This window comes from Corynebacterium halotolerans YIM 70093 = DSM 44683 (genome assembly GCF_000341345.1).
Taxonomy (GTDB): domain Bacteria; phylum Actinomycetota; class Actinomycetes; order Mycobacteriales; family Mycobacteriaceae; genus Corynebacterium; species Corynebacterium halotolerans.
The window spans coordinates 836,342-858,527 of record NC_020302.1 but is presented as its reverse complement, the minus strand read 5'-3'; the positions used below and the strand labels follow the sequence as shown (position 1 = coordinate 858,527).

The following is a 22,186-nucleotide window of genomic DNA, read 5'->3' as shown; positions in this document are numbered from 1 at the left end:
ACGCGAACATGTTTTCAGGTTCGTTGCGTGGGTGCACATCCAATCCCCGTGTGGGGGTTGTGTATGTTTCGTCGGCCGATTAGTACCAGTCACCTCCTCACCTTGCGGTGGTTCCAGTTCTGGCCTATCAACCCCATCGTCTGTGGGGGGCCTGATTGATGAAACCTCATCTTGAAACAGGCTTCCCGCTTAGATGCTTTCAGCGGTTATCCCTTCCGTACGTAGCCAACCAGCCGTGCCCCTGGCGGGACAACTGGCACACTAGAGGTACGTCCGTCCCGGTCCTCTCGTACTAGGGACAGCCTTTCTCAGGTTTCCACGCGCGCGGCGGATAGAGACCGAACTGTCTCACGACGTTCTAAACCCAGCTCGCGTGCCGCTTTAATGGGCGAACAGCCCAACCCTTGGGACCTACTCCAGCCCCAGGATGCGACGAGCCGACATCGAGGTGCCAAACCATCCCGTCGATATGAACTCTTGGGGAAGATCAGCCTGTTATCCCCGGGGTACCTTTTATCCGTTGAGCGACACCACATCCACGAGTAGGTGCCGGATCACTAGTCCCGACTTTCGTCCCTGCTCGACCTGTCAGTCTCACAGTCAAGCTCCCTTGTGCACTTACACTCGCCACCTGATTGCCAACCAGGCTGAGGGAACCTTTGGGCGCCTCCGTTACTCTTTAGGAGGCAACCGCCCCAGTTAAACTACCCACCAGGCACTGTCCCCGACCCAGATCATGGGCCAAGGTTGAGGTGTCCAATCCGATCAGAGTGGTATTTCAACAACGACTCCCACACCACTGGCGTGGTGTGTTCACAGTCTCCCACCTATCCTACACAAACCGAACCGAACACCAATACCAAGCTGTAGTGAAGGTCCCGGGGTCTTTTCGTCCTGCCGCGCGTAACGAGCATCTTTACTCGTACTGCAATTTCACCGGGCCTGTGGTTGAGACAGCAGGGAAGTCGTTACGCCATTCGTGCAGGTCGGAACTTACCCGACAAGGAATTTCGCTACCTTAGGATGGTTATAGTTACCACCGCCGTTTACTGGGGCTTAAATTCTCCGCTTCGGACCACAAGGGTCCTAACAGGTCCTCTTAACCTTCCAGCACCGGGCAGGCGTCAGTCCGTATACCTCAACTTATCGTCTTCGCACGGACCTGTGTTTTTAATAAACAGTCGCTTCCCTCTATTCTCTGCGACCACCACCAGCTCACGGAGGCTAGCTCCCGTCACCGGTGGTGGCCCCCCTTCTCCCGAAGTTACGGGGGCATTTTGCCGAGTTCCTTAACCACAGTTCACCCGAACGCCTTAGTATTCTCTACCTGACCACCTGTGTCGGTTTGGGGTACGGGCCGTATGTGCACTCGCTAGAGGCTTTTCTCGACAGCACGGGATCACCGACATCACCCAATATGGGTTACGCATCACGCCTCAGGCATTGATCGGTGGCGGATTTGCCTACCACCGGCCCTACACGCTTACACCACAATCCAATCAGTGGCTCGGCTACCCCACTGCGTCACCCCATCACTTGGCTACTACCAGCTCAGGCCCCACGCACGCCCCACCTCACGACCCGAAGGCCGTGACGTGGTTTGTGGGTGGTTAGTATCACTGATTCACCACGGGCGCGCACACACGGGTACGGGAATATCAACCCGTTGTCCATCGACTACGCCTGTCGGCCTCGCCTTAGGTCCCGACTCACCCTGGGAAGACGAACTTGACCCAGGAACCCTTGGTCATCCGGCGGACAAGATTCTCACTTGTCAATTCGTTACTCATGCCTGCATTCTCACTCGCACACAGTCCACGGCTCCTCACGGTACCGCTTCACCCCGTGCACGACGCTCCCCTACCCATAAACAATGTTTATGCCGCGGCTTCGGCGGTGTACTTGAGCCCCACTGAATTGTCGGCGCAGGACCACTCGACCAGTGAGCTATTACGCACTCTTTCAAGGATGGCTGCTTCTAAGCCAACCTCCTGGCTGTCGTCGCGATCCCACATCCTTTTCCACTTAGTACACGCTTAGGGGCCTTAGCCGGCGATCTGGGCTGTTTCCCTCTCGACTATGAAGCTTATCCCCCACAGTCTCACTGCTGCGCTAACTTGAAACCGGCATTCGGAGTTTGGCTGACATTGCTAAGATGGTAGTCCCGCTCAACCAACCAGTAGCTCTACCTCCGGCAAGCATCACACAACGCTGCACCTAAATGCATTTCGGGGAGAACCAGCTATCACGGAGTTTGATTGGCCTTTCACCCCTACCCACAACTCATCCCCTCAGTTTTCAACCTAAGTGGGTTCGCGCCTCCACGACGTCTTACCGTCGCTTCACACTGGCCATGGGTAGATCACCCCGCTTCGGGTCCAGGACATGCCACTATGGTCACCCTTGTTAGGATTCGCTTTCGCTACGACTACCCCACACACGGGTTAATCTCGCGACATGCCGCTGACTCGCAGGCTCATTCTTCAAAAGGCACGCCATCACACCTTTAATGGTGCTCTGACGGATTGTAAGCACATGGTTTCAGGTACTATTTCACTCCCCTCCCGGGGTACTTTTCACCATTCCCTCACGGTACTATCCGCTATCGGTCACACTGGGTATTCAGGCTTACCGGGTGGTCCCGGCAGATTCACAGCAGATTTCACGAGCCCGCTGCTACTCGGGGACACCACAATCAGCACCGCATGATGTTCACGTACGGGACTCTCACCCTGTTCCGTGGGCCATCCCAGACCACTTCCGCTCACCACACGACCACCGACGCCGGGCTGGCAGACCCGACACATGGAACCCCACAACACCGCATGCGCAACCCCTGCCAGGTATCACACACACACGGTTTAGCCATCCTCCACGTTCGCTCGCCACTACTAGCGGAATCATTATTATTTTCTTCTCCTGCGGGTACTGAGATGTTTCACTTCCCCGCGTGACCCTCCACAACCACTATGAATTCATGATCGGGTGACCACCCACAACGGTGGCCGGGTTTCCCCATTCGGACATCCTCGGATCAACGCTCAGTTGGCAGCTCCCCGAGGCATAACGCAGCCTCTCACGTCCTTCATCGGCCCAGCATGCCAAGGCATCCACCATGTGCCCTTACACAAACACACACCACACACACCCCACCGGGGCGCGTGCGGGATACAACATACTCACAACAAAAAACACCAGAAAAATAAAGATGCTCGCGTCCACTATACAGTTCTCACACAACACACCACCCACCCCACACCCCACAGAGAAACACTCCCCACAGGTGCGGTCACGGATGGTCAGTCAGGACAATGTTGCCCCAGACACCCAACAGCATGCCAACATACCCACTCATTTATTTCCGCCTGCTCCACCGGTCCTGCCCGTGCGGCCACCCCGCCACAACCATCTGTGGGTCGTGGGGTGCGTGTCCACCCGATTGATAGTGCCGGCGGGTCAACACTCGTGACCACCAACCAGCGATACGCGACCTGCGCTACCGCGCGGGCCGACTTGTTTATGCTCCTTAGAAAGGAGGTGATCCAGCCGCACCTTCCGGTACGGCTACCTTGTTACGACTTCGTCCCAATCGCCGATCCCACCTTCGACAGCTCCCTCCGGTAAACCGGTTGGGCCGCTGGCTTCGGGTGTTACCAACTTTCATGACGTGACGGGCGGTGTGTACAAGGCCCGGGAACGTATTCACCGCAGCGTTGCTGATCTGCGATTACTAGCGACTCCGACTTCATGGGGTCGAGTTGCAGACCCCAATCCGAACTGAGGCCGGCTTTAACGAGGATTGGCTCACCCTCACGGGTTCGCGACCTGCTGTACCGACCATTGTAGCATGTGTGAAGCCCTGGACATAAGGGGCATGATGATTTGACGTCATCCCCACCTTCCTCCGAGTTGACCCCGGCAGTCTCTCATGAGTCCCCACCATCACGTGCTGGCAACATAAGACAAGGGTTGCGCTCGTTGCGGGACTTAACCCAACATCTCACGACACGAGCTGACGACAACCATGCACCACCTGTACACCGGCCACAAGGGAAGGACCATCTCTGGCCCGGTCCGGTGTATGTCAAGCCCAGGTAAGGTTCTTCGCGTTGCATCGAATTAATCCACATGCTCCGCCGCTTGTGCGGGCCCCCGTCAATTCCTTTGAGTTTTAGCCTTGCGGCCGTACTCCCCAGGCGGGGCGCTTAATGCGTTAGCTACGGCACAGAAGACGTGGAAGTCCCCTACACCTAGCGCCCACCGTTTACGGCATGGACTACCAGGGTATCTAATCCTGTTCGCTACCCATGCTTTCGCTCCTCAGCGTCAGTTACTGCCCAGAGACCTGCCTTCGCCATCGGTGTTCCTCCTGATATCTGCGCATTTCACCGCTACACCAGGAATTCCAGTCTCCCCTACAGCACTCAAGTTATGCCCGTATCGCCTGCACGCCCGGAGTTGAGCCCCGGAATTTCACAGACGACGCGACAAACCACCTACGAGCTCTTTACGCCCAGTAATTCCGGACAACGCTCGCACCCTACGTATTACCGCGGCTGCTGGCACGTAGTTAGCCGGTGCTTCTTATCCCACTACCGTCACTTACGCTTCGTCGTGGGCGAAAGGGGTTTACAACCCGAAGGCCGTCATCCCCCACGCGGCGTCGCTGCATCAGGCTTGCGCCCATTGTGCAATATTCCCCACTGCTGCCTCCCGTAGGAGTCTGGGCCGTATCTCAGTCCCAATGTGGCCGTCCACCCTCTCAGGCCGGCTACCCGTCGACGCCTTGGTAGGCCATTACCCCACCAACCAGCTGATAGGCCGCGAGCTCATCCCACACCGAAAAAACTTTCCACCTTCCACGCTAAAGGAAGGTCCTATCCGGTATTAGACCCAGTTTCCCAGGCTTATCCCGAAGTGCGGGGCAGATCACCCACGTGTTACTCACCCGTTCGCCACTCGAGTACCCCCGAAGGGGCCTTTCCGTTCGACTTGCATGTGTTAAGCACGCCGCCAGCGTTCGTCCTGAGCCAGGATCAAACTCTCCACAAAAAACAAACCTCAAAACAAGCACAAGACCCGTCTCAAGAAGGGATGTTTCCAGGCGTAGAAAGCCCGAACCCAACAAAACGAACAACCAGCACACCACGACCCGAAAGCCGTGGCGCTCATGATTGTCCAAAATAATTTTACTGCATAAACTTCCACCGACCCCCACACCCGACGGGGCTGAAAACAAGGGCCGGCATCCGCAACCAAATTGTGTTGCACGTCCACGCACCGGAAACACACACCACCACCAAGTGGCAGTGTCATTTCTTTACAGTGGCCCCATTTCCACAAGGCCACCCGGCACGCACCCACCAACCCATCCCCACAGGGACCGGCCGGCCGGGCAACCAACGACACAACCAACGTCACAGACAAAAATAAAAAGTACATTGGCACACTATTGAGTTCTCACACAACATCCGCACACCCCGAACCAGCAACTTTTTGTACCGTCACTGCTCGAAAGCGGCTTGATCGAACTTACTGCATTGAGTTGAACGTGTCAACTCGTTGTTCTGAAGTTCATTGTCGCTTCTGCTCTGTAACCTTTCGGCTACCTGCTCTCGGCGACGTCCTTAAATGTACGCAGAGCCGGAACTTAAATCAAATCCGCAGGTAAATCCGTTTTCTTTGGGAGAGCGCCGGAAGGGCCCGGACCATCACCACCATCGCGACCAGTTCCACCATCGTCTGGGTGACGACCACGATCGGGGCTAGTTCGTAACCTGCCGGCAACGCGAGGGCGAAGGGCAGGATGACCAACGAGTTGCGCGTGACTGCGCTGAAGGTCAGGGCCACCCGGTCCTCCGTACCGAAACCAAGCCTCCGGGACAGTCCCCATCCGATGACGTTCATGGCCACCGCGAAGGCGACGTAGACGCCGATCACGAGACCGAGGTCCGGCAACCGCTCTCCCACGCCCCCGGCATGGCCGGCGATCACCACGAACAGCGTGGCCATCATCAACACGACCATTCCGGAGGAGGCGGCCATCGATACGCCCCGCGCGATGCGGGAGCGCGATTCCATCACCTGCACGAGCCATGCCCCGCCGAGGGGCAGCAGGATCAGCCAGAGAAATGCCTCGAGGAAGGGGCCAGCGGACAGCACCCCGGCGATTTCCGGTCCGATGAACAGCCGGAGATAGAGCGGAAGCAGCACCATCTGCGCCAGCAGCAGGAGCGGAGTGGCGGCGAGCAGCCGTTCGCGGGCGCCTCCCGCCAGGCCGGTGAAGGCGATGACGTAGTCGATGCACGGCGCGAGCAGCACGAGAAGTGCGGCGGTGAGCAGGACGGCGTCGTCACGCAGCGGAAACGTGAGCACCCAGACAACGAGCGGAACGAGGACGAAGTTCAGCAGCGCGAGGGCGCCGACGAAGCGGAGATCCATCCGGAGCCGGGTGAGTGGAACCGAGAGGAAGGTCGCGAAGAGCAACAGTCCGAGCACCGGGTTGACGGCCGCGCCCAACACCGTGGCCTCCGGCACGGTGGAGACCAGCAGTCCGAAAAAAATCGACACCAGGTAGAGAACTACCTGGTGTCTGTCGAGCCAATCAGTCATGTACCTAGTGGTAGCAGGCCAGCAGCCCGTCCGGGCCCTCGATGACCTTGACCGGGGTGTTGAAGATATCGGTGAGGATGTGATCCTGCATGACCTGCTCCGGGGTGCCGAACTCCACGATCTCGCCGGACTTCACCGCACAGATGAAGTCGGAGTACCGGGCGGCGAAGTTGATGTCGTGGAGCACGACGATGATGGTGCGGCCGAACTCCTGCGCCGCGGAACGCAGGTGCTGCATCATCTGGACGGAGTGGGCGATGTCCAGGTTGTTCAGCGGCTCATCCAGCAGAACGTAATCCGTCTCCTGGCACAGGACCATGGCGACGTAGGCACGCTGACGCTGACCGCCGGAGAGCTGGTCGAGGTAGCGGTCCTCCAGCTCGGTCAGGTGCAGGAAGTCGATGTAACGGGAGATGATCTTCTCGTCCTCGGCGGTCAGACGACCCTGGGAGTACGGGAAGCGACCGAAGCCCACGAGCTGACGCACGGTCAGCTTGGTGATGAAGTGGTTCTCCTGGCGGAGGATGGACAGGATCTTGGCCAGGTCCTTCGACTTCGTGGTCGACACGTCGTACTGGGCGATCTTGATGTCGCCGGAGTCCATGCCGAGCAGACGGCCGATCATCGTCAGCAGCGTCGACTTGCCCGCACCGTTGGGTCCGACGAGCGAGGTGATGCCGCCGGCGGGGATCTCCAGGTTCACGGGGCCAATGGAGACCTCGCTGTTGTACTCCTTGCGGACATTGGTCAGCGTAATCACAGTCGACCCTTTCTGAGGATGACGAAGAGGAACACGGAACCGCCGATGAGTTCGATGATGATCGAGACGACGCCCTGCGCGTAGAAGATGTGGTTCATCACGAAATAAGAGCCTGTGAGCACCACAAAGGCCGTGACCACCGCCATGGGGAACAGATAACGGTGATCGTAGGTGTCGGCGAACTGGTAGGCAAGGGTCGCCACAAGAAAACCGAGGAAGGTCATCGGCCCGACCAGCGCGGTGGACACCGCCATGAGCACGGCGACGAGAACGAGAACGGCGATGGACAGGAACTTGTGGTTCAGCCCCAGGTTGGTCGCGGTGTCGCGTCCCAGCGCCAGCACGTTGAGCTTGCGGGAGTTGAGGTAGATCAGCCCGGCGGCGACGAGCACGAGTGGGATGGCGATGGGATAGTATTCCGGGTCCGCGTTGTTGACGGAGCCGAACAGCCGGGCGGTGAGCACGTCGAACTCGCTCGGGGTGAGCATGCGCTGCATGAATGTGGACACCGAGCCGAGACCGCCACCGATGATGATGCCGACGAGCAGCATCGCGTGCATGTTCGCGTGACGCCCGGTCAGCAGCCACGAGTACAGGACGACCGACAGTCCCACCATCAGCACCAGCTGGACGAGGAACGTCTCGGTCGTGCGGGCGGCGACCAGGCCCGCTGCGCCGAAGAAGTAGATCGTCGAGGTGTGGATCGCGGTGTAGAGGGACTCGAAGCCCATGATCGACGGCGTGATGATGCGGTTGTTCGTCACCGTCTGGAAGCAGACGGTGGCCACCGCCTGGCACAGGGCCACGACCGCCATGGCGATCACGGCGTCCATGCGGCGTTCAGCGATCAGCCAGAACTGCTCGGTGCCGAACGGCATCGGGTTGCCCCACGCCAGCAGGCCGAAGGCGAACAGGAGGCCCGCGGCGCCCATGCTGCCCAGGAAGATCCAGTACTTACGCGCGGCCTTCGCGGTCTGGAAGGCGCCGGCACTGCGCTCGGGCTCGGGCCGGGTGGTCGGTTGCGGCCAGGACTCCTCGACGCGCTCATAGCGACGGGCGTCGGCGGGCTCCTCCCGCAGGTAGTTCTCCACACCGTCCGCGGTGGCCTCGTCCACCATGTTCTCGACGTAACGGTCAAAATGCTTATCCACGGCGACGCTGCCTCACGATCAGGGAGATGAAGACGACCGCTCCGATGATTCCCAGGATCACCGAGACGGGGATCTCGAACGGGGCGATGATGATGCGGCTGATCAGGTCACAGGCGGTGACGATGCCGATGCCCAGCAGACAGACCCACGGCAGGTTGGAGCGCAGGTCATCACCGCGGAACATCGAGACGATATTCGGCACGATCAGCCCCAGGAAGGGCAGGTTACCGACGACCACGGTGACCACGCCGGTGGCGATCGCGATCAGCCCGGTGCCGATGAGCACCATGCGGTTGTAGTTCAGTCCGACGTTGGTGGCGATCTCCTCGCCCAGGCCGGCGACGGTGAGCCGGTCGGCGAAGAAGAACACTGCGACCACGACGAACAGGACGACCAGCAGCACCTCCCACTGCCCCTGGATCACGGAGGTGAAGGAGCCGGCGAACCACACGCCCAGGTTCTGGAGCATGTCGGTCTGCAGCGCGAAGAACGTGGAGACCGAGCTGACCACGGCACCGAGCATGATGCCGATGATGGGCACGATCAGCGACGACCGCAGCGTCACCCGGCGCAGGAACATGAAGAAGACCATGGTGCCGATGAACGAGAACACCACGGCGCCGAGCATCCGCTCCAGGATGGTCGCCGCCGGGATGAAGTACATGACGAACAGCAGTCCGAGACCGGCCCACTCCGTGGTGCCCGTGGTCGTCGGCTCGACGAAGCGGTTCTGGGTCAGCAGCTGCATGACCAGTCCCGACATCGCCATGGCGGCGCCGGCCAGCACGAGGGCGATGGTCCGCGGGATCCGCGTGATGGCGAACATCGACGCCCCGTCCTCGGCACCGAAGACGTCATACTGCCCGGTCAGCAGACTGGCGGCGAGCAGCGCGAGCACGACGACCAGCCCCAGCAGCAGCCGCCAGTCAAAAAGTCGCCGTCTGGTACTCGCCTGCCGCGGCTCCACCGGCTGTGTCGCGGTCATCGCCGCTCCTTCCCTGCTTGTTTTCCTCCAGTCTCTCAGGTGACCCTCACAAGACACGAACCCGGGGCCCATTTCGGCCACCGGGTTTGTCGGCTCAGAGGCTGATCACCTGCGCGACTGGTGCTACTCCTGGTTCTCGCCGGCCGCCTCGAAGGCGTCGGCGAGCTGGTTCAGGATCTCGGTGTAGGTGATGATGGACTCGTTGGTGTAGGTGTCCTGCGGGGCGAACTCGACGCGGCCGTCCTGAACGGCGGACACGTTGGCCAGGGCCGGGTTCTCCTCGATCACCGTCTGGGCCGGGGTGTACTCGTCGGTGGTGCGGGTGTTGGTGCCGCCGTCACGGTCGAGCACGAACAGCCAGTCCGGGTTGGACTCGGCGATGGCCTCCACGGAGATGTCGTCACCCTGGTGGTTGCTGGTGGCGTCAGAGACCTCGAGGGCCGGGGTCAGGCCGAGCATGTCGAAGATCGGACCGAAGGTGCGGCCGACGGAGGGGGCGAGGTAGCCGATCTCACCGCCGGAGACGTTGACGGCCATAACGGTCTGCTCCGGGTTGTACGCGGCCTTGGCACGCTCGACGGCGGCGTCGAAGTCGGCGACGAGCTGCTCGGCCTCGTCCTCCTTCTCGAAGATCTTGCCCAGCTCGGTGACCTGGCGCTTGAGTTCATCGCCCAGCGGCTCACCGTCCCGCGGCTCGAAATCGACGATGGCGGCGTCAGGGTTGAGCTCCTTGATGTCCTCGTAGTACTGGCTGAAGCGCTGGCCGTTGACGATCAGGTCGGGCTGCGCCGCGGTGAGGGCCTCGAGGTCCGGCTCGCGGTGGTTGCCGATGTCCATGATGTCCTCGGAGGTCTTGTACTCCTCGACGGTGAACGGAACCAGCGACTGCGGAGCGGCGACGAGGTCGACGCCCCACTGGGAGAGCACCTCGAAAGTACGGTTGTCGGTGGAGGCGACGTCCTCAACAGGCAGGGTGATCTCCTGGGTGCCGTAGTTGTCCTCGACGGTGATGGTCGACGCCTCGGAGGCGGCGGCGCTCGTGTCTTCCGAGGTGGTGTCCTCGGTGGAACTGCAGGCGCCGAGCACGAGGCCCGTGGTGGCGACGACTGCGGCGAGGGTGTAACGAATCTTTGCCATGATTTCCTTTACGGTCCGAACAAGAAGGCGGCACCCCCCGTTAGGTTAGGGTACCTTAACTCGGGAGTGTACATTCGACCTTCAGGCAAGCCAAACCTATTCTCAGCAAATATGCACCTGAAGGAGCCCATTTTCCCCGAACCATGAGGTGGGGAAGGGTTTCCGCCTCTCGGGCGGGGGTGTTAGCTTTGCATCACCTTACCCCCAGACGTGTAACCCACAACACCCCTTTCCCACGTTGCCAGGCCCACCACTCCCCTCACCTGGCGATTCGGGTGTCAACCCCGATTCAATACCGGGGAATACCCCTAACTCCTCCCCCGCTTCCCCACGACCGGACGATGCACCGGAAGCGATCGCGCCCGCCCCCCCCCCTGTCCGGGCGTAGGGATACCCGGGCGCACTCCGCACTCCCCGTCACCGCATCCACGGATGACGAAACCCCCGGAACCACAGGGTTCCGGGGGCGGAGGGAGCTAAATCGAAGCTGAACGCCTCGGGCCTCGAACTACTTCTTCTCGTTCTTCTTGCCCTTGCTGTCGAAGAGGAGGGCACCGCCGATGGCGAGCATGAAGAAGTCCTTGGACAGGCTCAGCCCCTCATCGGTCGGACGGATGCCGTCCTTGTGGGTGTTCTCCGGATTGGCGAAGTACAGGGACAGCAGGCCGGCGGAGAAGGCGGTCATGCCGGCACCCGCGACCCGGTTCGAGACGAACGGGGCCACCAGCAGGGCACCCAGGCCCACCTCAGCGGCGCCGAGGACGGTGCCGAACTTGTCGGCCGGGATCGCCTTGACGAAGGGGACACCGGTGGCGGCGTACTGCTGGACACCGGCGGAGGCCTCGGCGGGCATACCGATCTTGCCGACGCCCGAGTTGGCGATGTAGGCGCCGGAAATGCCGCGGAGGAAGAGGTTGGACAGCTTGGACATCAGGACTCCTCGGTTTGTTGATGCATACACATTAAGCGACCGTTACCTTAGTCCCCGATTTCGGGAAAGCCAAGTGCCGGAGCCCGGTGGCCCCCTCCCCCCGTCGAGAGCCGACCTCGGCAAAGAATGCAATGCGGGCACACCCGTCATCGGCCCCGGAACAACCGACGCAACCGGGAAAAGGGCATAAAAACGCCCCCCACCTGGATGAACAGGTGGGGGGCCGTTGGTGGAGCTGCCGGGAATTGAACCCGGGTCCTTCGTCACCTCGCCAGGGCTTCTCCGTGCGCAGTTCGCGCTGGATCTCTGCTCGGCCCTCCGGCTCGGACGAACTCGTCCCGGATGATGGGCCCAGTCAGCGGTAGGAGTCCCGATCAGCCCCGCTGACGCGGCTGACCGGCAAGCCCCTTAGTCGATGCCAGGATCCGGGTCAGAGGCAAACCCGGTCTGACAGACACGCGGTCGCTGGATTAGGCAGCGAGGGCGTAGTCGCGCTGAGTGTTCTCGGCGCTTATCAGTTTGCTGCGACGCTTACGGTGGTCCTCAGCCTGCACCGGCACGCTTCCCCTGGCTCAATATACGAAGTCGAAACCTAAATCAGCCCCGCATTCCTCCGGGCGGGTGCGTACCTTTTCCCGGTGGAGGATTCACATACTAGCGCGCGAATTCCTTGAGCGCAACCCCCTCAGTCCTGCGCTTTTGTTCCGCCCCCGTCCTCTTCCCCCTCATTTTCCCCGTCTTTTTCCGTGCCCTTTTCCGCATCCCCGGTCGACCACTTCTGTCGGGTCCGCCGGGATTTCCGGGCGGTGCGCACCGCCATGATCCCGACCACGACGCCGATCACAATCGGCACCCACAACTTCGTGTTGTCGAGCATCCACAGCACCCAGCCCGGCAGCGTGATGTCCGGCCAGTTGATGTCCGGCCACGGGATGCTGGGCAGGTTGATCTGGGGGAGATTGATGTCCGGCCACGGAATCTCGGGCCAGTCAATGTCCGGGAACAGCCCGAGCAACCAGCTGACCAGCCGCTGGATGAACGGCAGCAGGATGAGCACCGCGATGGCCCAGCCGACCTTGCCCATGCCGGCGGAGATCGGATAGACGATCCGTTTCCAGGGGGATTCCTCCATCGCCCGGTACCGCCGTTCCGCCGGGGAGCCGGCCGGCGGATCGAAGATCACGACGTCCTTTCCGTCACGGAAGGTGATCTCCCGGATCTCCTCGAGCGTGTTCGCCGAGACCTTCAGGTGAGCGCCGTTGCGCTTGGCCACCCCGGGTGAGTATTTCCCGGGTTTGAGATCCCGGTCGATGTCGATCACGGTCGACGACACCGACTTCATCCGCGCACGCGGCACACCGTCGACCGACACCAGCACGCCACGGTCCTTCGCCGCCTCCCAACGCTGGACGACGGCGTCGAGCCTTCCGCGGATTCCGTCCCGGGGTTCCTCGGTGATGGTGCCGCTGTACCCCTCCTCCGGGGCTTCGCTCTCAGCGGCCCCGCCCTCGGGCCCTTCCCCCGCATCCTCGTGTTCGTCCCCGTCCTGGCCGGTATCTTCCTCCGGCCAGTCCGGATCGAGCTCACGAAGCTCCTCCACGGGAGCAAAATGAACCTCAACGACGCCGAACTCGGGGTGCGCCAGACGCCAGGCCTCCATCAGCCCCGCGCGTCCCCCAGGCCGCTCGGACGAACGGAGATCTCCTGCACGGTGGCGTCCGCGGTGGCGTCGACCGCCAGGCGCACGGCCGCGGCGATCGACTCGGGACGCAGGTAACGGGACCCGTCGTACTCGTGGTTGCCCATGTCCGCCTGCAGCTTGCGCTGCATGTCGGTGTCCACCCGGCCCGGGTGCACGGAGGTCACCCGCAGGCGCCCCAGCTCCTCCTCGCGCAGGGCGTCGGTGAAGGCACGCAGCGCGAACTTGGTGCCGGAGTAGATCGCGTTGCCGGCTCCGGAGTGGTGGCCGGAACCGGAGTTGATCGCCACGACGGTGCCGCGGGCAGTACGCAGGGCCGGCAGCAGCAGGCGGGTCAGCTCGGCGACGGCGAAGACGTTGATCCCGAAGGACTGCCGCCACTGTTCCGGGTCGGCCCCCTCTACGGAGACGTGCGGGGCCACGCCGGCGGAGTGGACGAGCACGTCGAGCCGGTCGATGTCGGCGGTGGCCTCGGCCAGGGCGGCCGGGTCCGTCAGATCGACGACGAAGGGCGCGGCGTCGGCAAGCGTGTCTACGACCGCCTGCGCCCCCTCCTGCGTGGTCGCTCCGACGAGAATGCGGTGGTCGCGCCCGAGTTCCCGGGCGACGGCGGCGCCGATGCCACGGCTGGCGCCGGTGATCAGTGCGGTCTTCACTTCTTCTCCAACCAGTCGGCGAGCACCACTGCGTGGTTGATCTCGCGGTCCTTCGCGGCGTACAGCAGGGTGACGTCACCGTTTTCGGCGAGTCGCTCGAGCTTCTCGACGTCGTCGTTGCCCTCGTCGAGCTCCTGACGGTAGCGCTTCGCGAACTCCCCGAACTTCTCCGCGTCGTGGTCGAACCACGTACGCAGCTCCGGGGAGGGGGCGACGTCCTTGAGCCACTCGTCGTGGGGCAGGTCCTCCTTCTTCACCCCGCGCGGCCACAACCGGTCGACCAGGACGCTGGCGCCCCCGGCCCCGGCATCGCCGTGCAGCAGATCATGGACCTTGACGCAGCGGACGGTCATCCCTTGACCCCCTTCACGCGGCGGCCCAGCTCACGGACAACCTCACGTTCCTCGGTGCGCCGCTTGATGTCCTGGCGCTTGTCGTAGTCCTGCTTGCCCTCGGCGAGGCCGAGCTCCACCTTGAGCTTGCCGTCCTTGAGGTACAGCGACAGCGGCACGAGTGTCCTGCGGCCGTCGCGGACCTTGCCCAGCAGGGAGTCAATCTCCCGGCGGTGCAGCAGCAGCTTGCGCACGCGCCGTGGGGCGTGGTTGGTCCAGGAGCCGTGCGAGTACTCGGGGATGTGGAGGTTGCGCAGCCACACCTCGCCCTCATCGATGGTGGCGAAGGCGTCGACCAGCGAGGCCTTGCCCTCACGCAGCGACTTGATCTCCGTGCCGACGAGGACGATGCCGCACTCGTGGGTCTCCAGGATCTTGTAGTCGTGGCGGGCCCTGCGATTCGTCGCGATGACGTTGCTGCCCGGCTTCTTGTTCTTCTTGGCCATATCGCGCTCCATGCTACCCGGCTGGTCAGCCGATAACGACAAGTAGGAGGAGGAAGATGACCAGGCCGGTGATGATCACCAGCAGGTAGGGCATGGCCCGGCGCGGTCGGTGGGCGAGCGCGCCCGAGGTGCGTGGGGTGGACACCAGCGTTGAGGTGGTCGGATTGTCCAGCGCCAGGGCGGCCAGGGCCGGGCGTTCGACGATCAGGGGCGCGTAGTCCCGCGCCGCCACATGGTAGCGGTCGCGGACCTCGGGGTGCCCGGTCAGCGCGACCGTCGTGCCGAAGGGGTCACTGGCGACCAGCTCGGCGAGCCGGTCGGCGTCGAACGGCGCGGTCTTCCCCGGGTGCCCCGCGAGCAGGTCGCGGTCGGCGTCGATGAGCAGGACGCGGTCCCCGGTGACGGCGGTGAGCACCTCGACGTCGCTGCGCAGCTCGATGTCGTCGCCGGTCACGCCGGCGAGCGCGAGGTCACCGAGGTCTCGGCCCAGTTCATCGGCGTGGATGCCGGAGGGGTGGACGAGTACCACCCTGGCGGGGGCGTCCGCCGCGTCGGGGGCGGCCGCGGCGGCCGCGGAGACGGCGCGCGCCATCGTGGGGAACACCCCGATCAGGTGCGCGGCGCCCGGTCGGCCGGTGCGCAGGGAGACCGCGGAGCCGAAGCCGCCCGGCCCGGTCGACAGTCCCAGCGCCCATTCCACGGCGTACTACTTCCGCACGTGGAGCCGCAGCGCCACCTGCGCGGTGACGGCCGAGAACACGACACCGAGGACCGCCACGACCGGGGCGATGACCCAGATGTCGTTGGTGGTCACCGGCGCCAGGACGCGGGAGGCGTAGAGGCTGTGCAGGGCGTCGTCGATGACGAGCTCCTTGCCCAGGAACAGGCCGACCGTGGCGAGTACCGCGCCGGCCAGGGTGGCCAGCACCGCCTCGAGGACGAACGGTGCCTGCGTGAACCAGCGGGAGGCGCCGACCATCCGCATGATCGAGATCTCGTCGCGGCGGTTGTACGCGGCGATCTGGACCATGTTGGCGATGAGGAAGATCGCGGCGACCGTCTGGATGGCGGCCACCAGGAAGGTGGCGTTGCGCACCGCATTGAGGTTGTCGGTGGCGCCGCGGACGTCCTCGATCTGGTCGACGACCGTGTCCACCTGCGGAAGATCGCGGACCGGGTCGAGCGGCGACGGGTCGAGCGGGTCGGACAGGCGCACGTGCAGGGCCGCCGGCAGCGCGTCCGGAGAGGTCTCGGCGACCAGCAGCGGGTCGGTCTCCGCGAACACCTCGACGAAACGCTCGTAGGATTCCTCGCGCGAGCGGTAGGTCACCGAGTCGATGCCGTCGGCCTCCTCCAGCAGGTTGCGGACCTCGAGGCAGGCCTCGGAGGAGCAGTCCGGATCACTGGCGGAGGTCTCCTCGTCGAACTGGATCATCACCTCGGTGCGGTCGAGGTAGATGTCGCGGGTGTCGGAGGCCATGCCGGTGACCAGGAAGCCGGTGGCCAGCAGCGCCAGCGAGATCGCGGTCGTGATGACGAGCGCGATGGTCATCGTGATGTTGCGGCCCAGGCCGCGCACCGCCTCGCGGAGGACGAATCCGAGTTTCATGCCGTCGTTCCTTTCCGTCCGCCGGTTGCTAGCGGGACTCTCCGTAGACGCCGTGGGCGTCGTCGCGCACCAGCCTGCCCAGGTTGAGCTCGATGACGCGCCGGCGCATGTCGTCGACGGCGCGTGCGTTGTGGGTGGACATGATGACGGTGGTGCCGGTGCGGTTGATGCGGTTCAGCAGGGACATGATCCCGTCGGCGGTGTCCGGGTCGAGGTTGCCCGTCGGCTCGTCCGCCAGCAGGAGCAACGGGCGGTTGACGAAAGCGCGGGCGATGGCCACCCGCTGCTGCTCGCCACCGGAGAGCTCGTTGGGCATGCGGTCGGCCTTGCCGGCCAGGCCCACCAGGTCGAGGGCGTCCGGGACGGCCTTGGCGATCTGGGGCTTCTTCTTGCCGATGACCTCGAGGGCGAAGGCGACGTTGTCGTGGACGCTGAGCTTCGGCAGCAGGCGGAAGTCCTGGAAGACGTAGCCGATGCGCTGGCGCAGTTCATTGATCTGCCGGCCGCGCAGCTGGTTGACGTGGAAGTCCGCGAAGTGGAGGGCGCCTTCCGTGAGGTTCTCCTCCCGGATGAGCAGTTGCAGGAACGTGGACTTACCCGATCCCGAGGGACCGATGAGGAAGACGAACTCGCCCTTGTCGATGCTCAGGGAGATGTTGTCCAGGGCAGGCCGCGTCGAGGTCTTGTAGACCTTCGTGACGGAGTCAAACGTGATCACCTCACACACCGTACCCAAGCCGGTGGGGCGGGTGAAACGGGCGGCGGGAGCCTGCGGGAGGGCTGTGAAAAGGCGGTGAAAACGCTCCTACCGGCATGTATGCCGGATGTGTTCCGGCCCAGGTTGCGCCCGGGAGGTTGCTAGCCCTCCGCCTCCTGCTGCTGGGCCATACGCCAGCGGACGCCGGACTCGAGGAAGCCGTCGATCTCGCCGTCGAGGACCTTGGAGGGATCGTTGACCTCGAAGTTGGTGCGCAGATCCTTGACCATCTGGTACGGGTGCAGGACATAGGAGCGCATCTGGTTGCCCCAGGAGGCGTGGCCGCCGGCGCCCAGGGCGTCCATCTCCGCGCGCTCCTCCAGGCGCTTCTTCTCCAGCAGCTTGGCCTGCAGCACGCGCATGGCGGAGGCCTTGTTCTGGATCTGGGACTTCTCGTTCTGACAGGTGACCACGATGCCGGTGGGAATGTGGGTCAGTCGGACGGCGGAGTCGGTGGTGTTGACCGACTGGCCGCCGGGGCCGGAGGAGCGGTAGACGTCGACGCGGACGTCGTTGTCCGGGACGTCGATGTGGTCGGTCTGCTCCACGACGGGCAGCACCTCGACCTCGGCGAAGGAGGTCTGGCGGCGGCCCTGGTTGTCGAAGGGGCTGATGCGCACCAGGCGGTGGGCGCCCTGCTCGACGGAGAGCTGGCCGTACATGTAGTCGCCGTGGACGACGAAGGTGGCGGACTTGATGCCCGCCTCCTCGGCGTAGGAGATGTCGTAGACGTCGACCTTGTGGCCGTGCTTCTCGGCCCAGCGGGTGTACATGCGCATGAGCATCTCGGCCCAGTCGGCGGCGTCGACGCCCCCGGCGCCCGAGCGGATGTTGATCAGCGCCTCACGCGGGTCGTAGTCGCCGGAGAGCATGGTCTTGACCTCGAGGGCCTCGATCTCGGCGCGCAGGTCGGCGCGCTCCTCCTCGGCCAGCTCCTCGCCGCCTTCCTCCTCCTCGGCCAGCTCGTACATGACGGGCAGGTCGGACAGGCGCTGGCGCAGGTCGCTGAGCTTGCGCAGGCGGCCCTGCACGGAGGACAGCTCGGAGGTGACCTTCTGGGCGTGGTCCGGGTCATCCCACAGGGACGGGTCCGCGGCCTGGGCTTCGAGCTCCCGGACGCGCGCGGCCATCTCCTCGGGGTCCATCACCTTCTCGATGGTGGTGAGGGTGGCGTCGAGGGCGTCGAGATCTGACGAGATTTCCGGTCGCATGTCAGCCGATCTTACCTACCCGGCAACCTGTTCCCGCACTGCGGCGGTGATCAGCGCCACCAGCCCCAGCCCGAGGCCCGCGCACACGATGACGATGACCATTCCGACCCCCGACTGACCCGTCGAGTCCGACACCACCGCCCCCCGCCCAGAACGCCACGGTGGCGGCGACGAGGCCGCCCAGCGCCACGCTGAGTCCGCCGGCCCGGGGGTGGCGGGCGAACCAGGTCAGCACCGCGCAGGCGAGCGCGCCCGTCACCGCCATTCCCGCCACCTCCCACTGGTGGGGATCCCGCCCGGCCGACAGGCCCGGCGCGAGCCAGGCGGCCATGAGCGCGAGTGCCGACGCCGCGCCCAACCCCGCACAGGCCCGCTCCCCCAGCCGCCCGTACTCCCGGCCGCGGGGTGCGCGCCGGATGGCGACCAGCAGAATCAGCACCGGCGGCCCGAGGAAGACCGCGAGGAGGAGTAACTGACCGATGTTCATCCGGATCACAGTAGCCGTACCTTGCCCGGCCCTCCCCTCTCCGGCAGGGCACAATGGAGCCCATGACCAATCCAGCCGCCTCCCTGACCGAGATGATCGCCGCGATCACGAAGACCTTCGTCATCGCCCACGCCGACGACCCCGACGAGCGCCTCGCCCAGGCGCTCGTCTACAACGCCGGCCGCCTGGCGTGGCGGATGCGCGAGCAGGGCGTGACCACGGACTACAAGACCTCGGTCTCCGACGTGGTCACCGACGCCGACCGCGCCGCCGAGTCCTTCGTCGCCGGAGTGCTGGAGATGCTGCGCCCCGAGGACGGCGTCGTCGGTGAGGAGGGCGCGGACCGCCCCTCGAAATCGGGGCGCACCTGGGTCGTCGACCCGGTCGACGGCACCTACAACTTCACGTCCGGCTCCGACTACTGGTGCTCCGCCCTCGCGCTCGTCGAGGGGGAACCCGCGGAGCCGGAGAAGCTGGTCTTCGGCGCGGTGCACCGCCCGGCCATGGGTTACACCTGGTTCGGTGGCCCGGAGATCGCCACCATCCGCGACGGGATGGCCGTCGACCGCCTCACCGACACCGCGACCGCGCAGCTGTCGATCGGCACCTACCTGCACCCCTCCTGGCTCGCCGACGAGGATGTGTGGAGGGTCTGGCGCGGCGTCACCACGCAGTTCGCCACCCTGCGGATGCTCGGCGCGGGCTCGGTCGACCTGGGTTCGGTGGCCGACGGCTCGCTGGGGCTGTGGATGCAGCACTCCGTGGCCGACTGGGACTGGCTGCCGGGCAAGGCGCTCGTCGAGGGCGCCGGCGGCCGGGCCGTCAAGGTCGACGCGGGCGGGGTGACCTGGTGCGTGGCAGGCAACCCCCTGGCGGTGGGACAGGTCGAGGAACTGCTCGGCTGAGCCCTGCGCGGACGTTCCGGCTCCCCGCCCCCGGCGACTTCCCTAGAATGAGTGCCCATGAGCACTTATGCCGATGATCTTGCCTTCGCCCTCGAGCTCGCCGACCTCGCCGACTCGGTGACGCTCGAACGGTTCGAGGCTGTCGACCTGCAGGTCAACTCCAAACCGGACATGACCCCCGTCTCCGACGCCGACCTCGCCTGCGAGGAGCTGTTGCGCGAGAAGCTCGCCGACGCCCGCCCCTCCGACGCGGTCATCGGCGAGGAGTTCGGCGGCGACGTCGTCCACTCCGGCCGCCAGTGGGTCATCGACCCCATCGACGGCACCAAGAATTTCGTCCGGGGCGTACCCGTCTGGGCCACGTTGATCGCCCTGCTCGTCGACGGCGAGCCCGTCGTCGGCGTCGTCTCCGCCCCGGCGCTCACCCGCCGCTGGTACGCCGCGAAGGAGTCCGGGGCGTGGCGTTCCTTCAACGGCGGTTCCCCGAAGCGCCTGGCGGTCTCCGAGGTCGCGGAGCTCGCCGACAGCTCGATCTCCTTCAGCTCCCTGGCCGGTTGGCTCGAGCGGGATCTGCGCGAGAAGTTCATCTCGCTGTCCGACGCCGCATGGCGCCTGCGCGCCTACGGCGACTTCTTCTCCTACTGCCTCGTCGCCGAGGGCGCCGTCGACATCGCCGCGGAGCCCGAGGTCTCCCTGTGGGACCTGGCCGCCCTGTCGGTGCTGGTGTCCGAGGCCGGCGGCCGATTCACCTCCCTGGCGGGCGAGGACGGCCCGCACGGCGGCGACGCGGTGGCCTCCAACGGCATCCTGCACGACGCGGTGCTTGACGCCCTGCGCTGAACCGGCATACGGAAGACCCGGGAGGATGTGGTTCCTCCCGGGTCTTTCCGGTGCTCATTGATCGGCCGCGTCACTCCGCGAGGACGAAGCCCGCGCCGGGCCCGCCCGAGGCCTCCAGATCGGCGAGCACCGCGTTGATGCTGGTCGACACCGTCGGCATGAAGAGCACACCCTGCAGCGGGGTCCGGCACGCCAGGTTCGGGTCCGGCAGCGAACCGCCCGAGACCAGGCCGACCAGGCGGTTACCGGCGAGCACGGGGCCGCCCGAATCGCCGACCGAGGCGCAGACCTGGGAGAGCTGGGTGTTCCCGTCGCCGGCCCAGGTGATGCCGCAGGTGAAACCGGTGGCCACGCCCTGCTTGCACAGCTGCTGGCCCAGGGTGACGGGGGCGCCGCCGACCTCGTTGACCGTCACGCCGTTGTAGCTGCGGGTCAGCTCGGCGTTGGAGCCGAACTCGATGACGGAGTAGTCGTGGGCCGCATTCGACGCCACGACCGTGCCGGACGGTCCGACCTGCCAGGAGTCTGCGGAGGCGACGAGCTCACCCGGCTCGCCGCAGTGGCCGGCCGTCAGGCCGACCTTGCGGCCCTGGGCGTCGGTGCCCACCACGCCGAGGGTGCACATCTTCGACTCGCCGATGTACAGCGGGGTGCCCGGCCCGTAGAGGGACTTGCCCTGGTTCTGGGCGAGCACGGACTCCTCCGGGATGCGCGGGGCGTCGAACCAGGAGCCGGGCACGCGGTGGAGGACGTGGTCCGCGGTCGGGTTGGCCGCCATCAGCTTCGAGGACAGGTCGGAACGCCAGCGGTAGTTGGGATCGGAGACCTGGGCGACCTGCCCCTCCGCGGCCTGCGCCCCGGTCTCCTGGCTGACCGGTTGCCCGGCCGCCGGTGGCGTCTGCCCGAGGCCGAGCGGATTCGGGTTCGTGGCGGGGGCGTACGGGGTGTCCGCAGCCGCGCTGTCCGGCCCGGTGGTGTTCGCGGCGGTCGCTTCCGGAACGATCGATGCCACCGCCCGGTCGACGGCGTCGGTCACGGCGGTGTCGACCGGAGCGGTGTCGATGCCCACCCCGGCGAGATCCTCACGCACCTGCTCGACGATGGCGGCGGAGTCGATCAGGGGCGCCTGTTCACTGGCGGTGGCCGCGGGCACACCGACCACGAGCGCACCTCCCAGGAGTGCGGCGGGGATGATCCTCCTGAGAGAGGTCAGAAGTCGCATGGGCGGGTCACTTTCTCTGCGCTGCGGAATGCTCTGTCCATCATGCTACGTCCCACGCAGTCGTTTCCCCGCCAAAACCCCGAAGTTCCGTCCCCGAAACTCTCTGGATGGCCGAATCAGGTTCCTGTCCCAGGACCGGGCACCGGAGGAAGGGGGCGGATACATGAACAAGGCCCCCGGACCGTATGGTCCGGGGGCCTTGTGGAAGTTGGTAGCGGGGGCAGGATTCGAACCTACGACCTCTGGGTTATGAGCCCAGCGAGCTACCGAGCTGCTCCACCCCGCGTCGGGTGATCTTCCAACTCACCTCGCCGTTCCTGGCTGCTTAACAACCTCTCTCGGCGACATGAGTAACTATACACATGAGCCTTTTTTAACCCAAATCG

At 64.5% G+C, this 22,186-nt stretch carries 18 protein-coding genes, 1 tRNA gene, 2 rRNA genes and 1 other RNA gene; 2 read left to right on the top strand and 20 right to left on the bottom strand.

The genetic code is table 11. The features are described from left to right. Nucleotides 1-59: 59 nt before the first annotated feature. The 18 genes from A605_RS04045 to A605_RS03965 all read right to left on the bottom strand — a co-directional run bounded on the left by A605_RS04045 (nucleotide 60) and on the right by A605_RS03965 (nucleotide 18,833). Nucleotides 60-3,137, bottom strand: a 23S ribosomal RNA gene (locus A605_RS04045). Between the two features lie 393 nt (nucleotides 3,138-3,530). After that, nucleotides 3,531-5,052 (bottom strand): 16S ribosomal RNA (locus A605_RS04040). Together the 16S and 23S rRNA genes form the textbook arrangement of a ribosomal RNA operon. Nucleotides 5,053-5,655: 603 nt before the next feature. Beyond that, nucleotides 5,656-6,612 (bottom strand): bile acid:sodium symporter, encoded by a 957-nt coding sequence (locus A605_RS04035; RefSeq protein ID WP_027004536.1) that lies wholly within the window; start codon nucleotides 6,610-6,612, stop codon nucleotides 5,656-5,658. A 4-nt stretch (nucleotides 6,613-6,616) separates the two neighbouring features. After that, complete coding sequence (locus tag A605_RS04030; protein ID WP_015400229.1) at nucleotides 6,617-7,372, bottom strand: iron ABC transporter ATP-binding protein; 756 nt, start codon at nucleotides 7,370-7,372, stop codon at nucleotides 6,617-6,619. Continuing rightward, a complete protein-coding gene (locus tag A605_RS04025) occupies nucleotides 7,369-8,463 on the bottom strand; it encodes an iron chelate uptake ABC transporter family permease subunit (RefSeq protein WP_425277964.1) in 1,095 nt (364 codons plus the stop codon). The genes A605_RS04030 and A605_RS04025 overlap by 4 nt, the downstream gene beginning before the upstream one ends. Before the next feature lie 52 nt (nucleotides 8,464-8,515). Then, nucleotides 8,516-9,508: an ABC transporter permease gene (locus tag A605_RS04020; protein WP_015400227.1), complete on the bottom strand. Its 993-nt coding sequence runs from the start codon at nucleotides 9,506-9,508 to the stop codon at nucleotides 8,516-8,518. A 123-nt stretch (nucleotides 9,509-9,631) separates the two neighbouring features. Continuing rightward, nucleotides 9,632-10,645, bottom strand: coding sequence for a siderophore ABC transporter substrate-binding protein (locus A605_RS04015; protein ID WP_015400226.1), 1,014 nt, complete (start codon nucleotides 10,643-10,645; stop codon nucleotides 9,632-9,634). A gap of 508 nt (nucleotides 10,646-11,153) precedes the next feature. Beyond that, nucleotides 11,154-11,576: a hypothetical protein gene (locus A605_RS04010; RefSeq protein ID WP_015400225.1), complete on the bottom strand. Its 423-nt coding sequence runs from the start codon at nucleotides 11,574-11,576 to the stop codon at nucleotides 11,154-11,156. Nucleotides 11,577-11,803: 227 nt separating this feature from the next. Continuing rightward, nucleotides 11,804-12,181: a transfer-messenger RNA gene (gene ssrA, locus A605_RS14965) on the bottom strand. Nucleotides 12,182-12,261: 80 nt separating this feature from the next. Then, nucleotides 12,262-13,236 (bottom strand): hypothetical protein, encoded by a 975-nt coding sequence (locus tag A605_RS04005; RefSeq protein WP_015400224.1) that lies wholly within the window; start codon nucleotides 13,234-13,236, stop codon nucleotides 12,262-12,264. Further along, on the bottom strand, nucleotides 13,236-13,931 hold the full coding sequence (locus A605_RS04000) for an SDR family oxidoreductase (RefSeq protein ID WP_015400223.1): 696 nt from the start codon (nucleotides 13,929-13,931) through the stop codon (nucleotides 13,236-13,238). Before A605_RS04000 ends, A605_RS04005 begins: the two co-directional genes overlap by 1 nt. Next, complete coding sequence (locus tag A605_RS03995) at nucleotides 13,928-14,284, bottom strand: DUF488 domain-containing protein (RefSeq protein ID WP_015400222.1); 357 nt, start codon at nucleotides 14,282-14,284, stop codon at nucleotides 13,928-13,930. The genes A605_RS04000 and A605_RS03995 overlap by 4 nt, the downstream gene beginning before the upstream one ends. After that, a complete protein-coding gene (smpB, locus tag A605_RS03990; RefSeq protein ID WP_015400221.1) occupies nucleotides 14,281-14,769 on the bottom strand; it encodes an SsrA-binding protein SmpB in 489 nt (162 codons plus the stop codon). The genes A605_RS03995 and smpB overlap by 4 nt, the downstream gene beginning before the upstream one ends. A gap of 25 nt (nucleotides 14,770-14,794) precedes the next feature. After that, nucleotides 14,795-15,469 (bottom strand): hypothetical protein, encoded by a 675-nt coding sequence (locus A605_RS03985; RefSeq protein WP_015400220.1) that lies wholly within the window; start codon nucleotides 15,467-15,469, stop codon nucleotides 14,795-14,797. Nucleotides 15,470-15,475: 6 nt separating this feature from the next. Continuing rightward, nucleotides 15,476-16,378, bottom strand: coding sequence for a permease-like cell division protein FtsX (gene ftsX, locus A605_RS03980; RefSeq protein WP_015400219.1), 903 nt, complete (start codon nucleotides 16,376-16,378; stop codon nucleotides 15,476-15,478). A 28-nt stretch (nucleotides 16,379-16,406) separates the two neighbouring features. Then, a complete protein-coding gene (gene ftsE, locus A605_RS03975; RefSeq protein ID WP_015400218.1) occupies nucleotides 16,407-17,096 on the bottom strand; it encodes a cell division ATP-binding protein FtsE in 690 nt (229 codons plus the stop codon). Nucleotides 17,097-17,236: 140 nt separating this feature from the next. Next, entirely contained in the window at nucleotides 17,237-18,346 is a 1,110-nt protein-coding gene (gene prfB / locus A605_RS03970) for a peptide chain release factor 2 (protein WP_015400217.1), read from the bottom strand. Between the two features lies 1 nt (nucleotide 18,347). Then, entirely contained in the window at nucleotides 18,348-18,833 is a 486-nt protein-coding gene (locus A605_RS03965) for a hypothetical protein (RefSeq protein ID WP_149029377.1), read from the bottom strand. A gap of 53 nt (nucleotides 18,834-18,886) precedes the next feature. On the opposite strand from A605_RS03965, the gene A605_RS03960 reads away from it, so the two are divergent. Further along, nucleotides 18,887-19,738, top strand: a complete 852-nt coding sequence (locus tag A605_RS03960) for an inositol monophosphatase family protein (RefSeq protein WP_027004534.1) — start codon at nucleotides 18,887-18,889, stop codon at nucleotides 19,736-19,738. A 57-nt stretch (nucleotides 19,739-19,795) separates the two neighbouring features. Continuing rightward, nucleotides 19,796-20,578, top strand: a complete 783-nt coding sequence (gene hisN, locus A605_RS03955; protein WP_015400214.1) for a histidinol-phosphatase — start codon at nucleotides 19,796-19,798, stop codon at nucleotides 20,576-20,578. A gap of 70 nt (nucleotides 20,579-20,648) precedes the next feature. Here the strand turns inward: hisN and A605_RS03950 are convergent, their stop codons facing one another. Together A605_RS03950 and A605_RS03945 are read right to left on the bottom strand one after the other, a co-directional pair. Further along, nucleotides 20,649-21,800 (bottom strand): S1 family peptidase, encoded by a 1,152-nt coding sequence (locus A605_RS03950; protein WP_027004533.1) that lies wholly within the window; start codon nucleotides 21,798-21,800, stop codon nucleotides 20,649-20,651. Nucleotides 21,801-22,009: 209 nt separating this feature from the next. Next, nucleotides 22,010-22,086, bottom strand: a tRNA-Met gene (locus tag A605_RS03945). Nucleotides 22,087-22,186: the final 100 nt, after the last annotated feature.

Bases quoted from the DNA above. Each gene is read 5' to 3' on its own strand.
- A605_RS03950 (WP_027004533.1), bottom strand. From the start codon at position 21,800: ATGCGACTTCTGACCTCTCTCAGGAGGATCATCCCCGCCGCACTCCTG.
- A605_RS03995 (WP_015400222.1), bottom strand. From the start codon at position 14,284: ATGACCGTCCGCTGCGTCAAGGTCCATGATCTGCTGCACGGCGATGCC.
- A605_RS03965 (WP_149029377.1), bottom strand. From the start codon at position 18,833: ATGAACATCGGTCAGTTACTCCTCCTCGCGGTCTTCCTCGGGCCGCCG.
- prfB (WP_015400217.1), bottom strand. From the start codon at position 18,346: ATGCGACCGGAAATCTCGTCAGATCTCGACGCCCTCGACGCCACCCTC.
- A605_RS04035 (WP_027004536.1), bottom strand. From the start codon at position 6,612: ATGACTGATTGGCTCGACAGACACCAGGTAGTTCTCTACCTGGTGTCG.
- A605_RS04005 (WP_015400224.1), bottom strand. From the start codon at position 13,236: ATGGAGGCCTGGCGTCTGGCGCACCCCGAGTTCGGCGTCGTTGAGGTT.
- smpB (WP_015400221.1), bottom strand. From the start codon at position 14,769: ATGGCCAAGAAGAACAAGAAGCCGGGCAGCAACGTCATCGCGACGAAT.
- A605_RS04015 (WP_015400226.1), bottom strand. From the start codon at position 10,645: ATGGCAAAGATTCGTTACACCCTCGCCGCAGTCGTCGCCACCACGGGC.
- A605_RS04020 (WP_015400227.1), bottom strand. From the start codon at position 9,508: ATGACCGCGACACAGCCGGTGGAGCCGCGGCAGGCGAGTACCAGACGG.
- ftsX (WP_015400219.1), bottom strand. From the start codon at position 16,378: ATGAAACTCGGATTCGTCCTCCGCGAGGCGGTGCGCGGCCTGGGCCGC.
- hisN (WP_015400214.1), top strand. From the start codon at position 19,796: ATGAGCACTTATGCCGATGATCTTGCCTTCGCCCTCGAGCTCGCCGAC.
- A605_RS03960 (WP_027004534.1), top strand. From the start codon at position 18,887: ATGGAGCCCATGACCAATCCAGCCGCCTCCCTGACCGAGATGATCGCC.
- A605_RS04010 (WP_015400225.1), bottom strand. From the start codon at position 11,576: ATGTCCAAGCTGTCCAACCTCTTCCTCCGCGGCATTTCCGGCGCCTAC.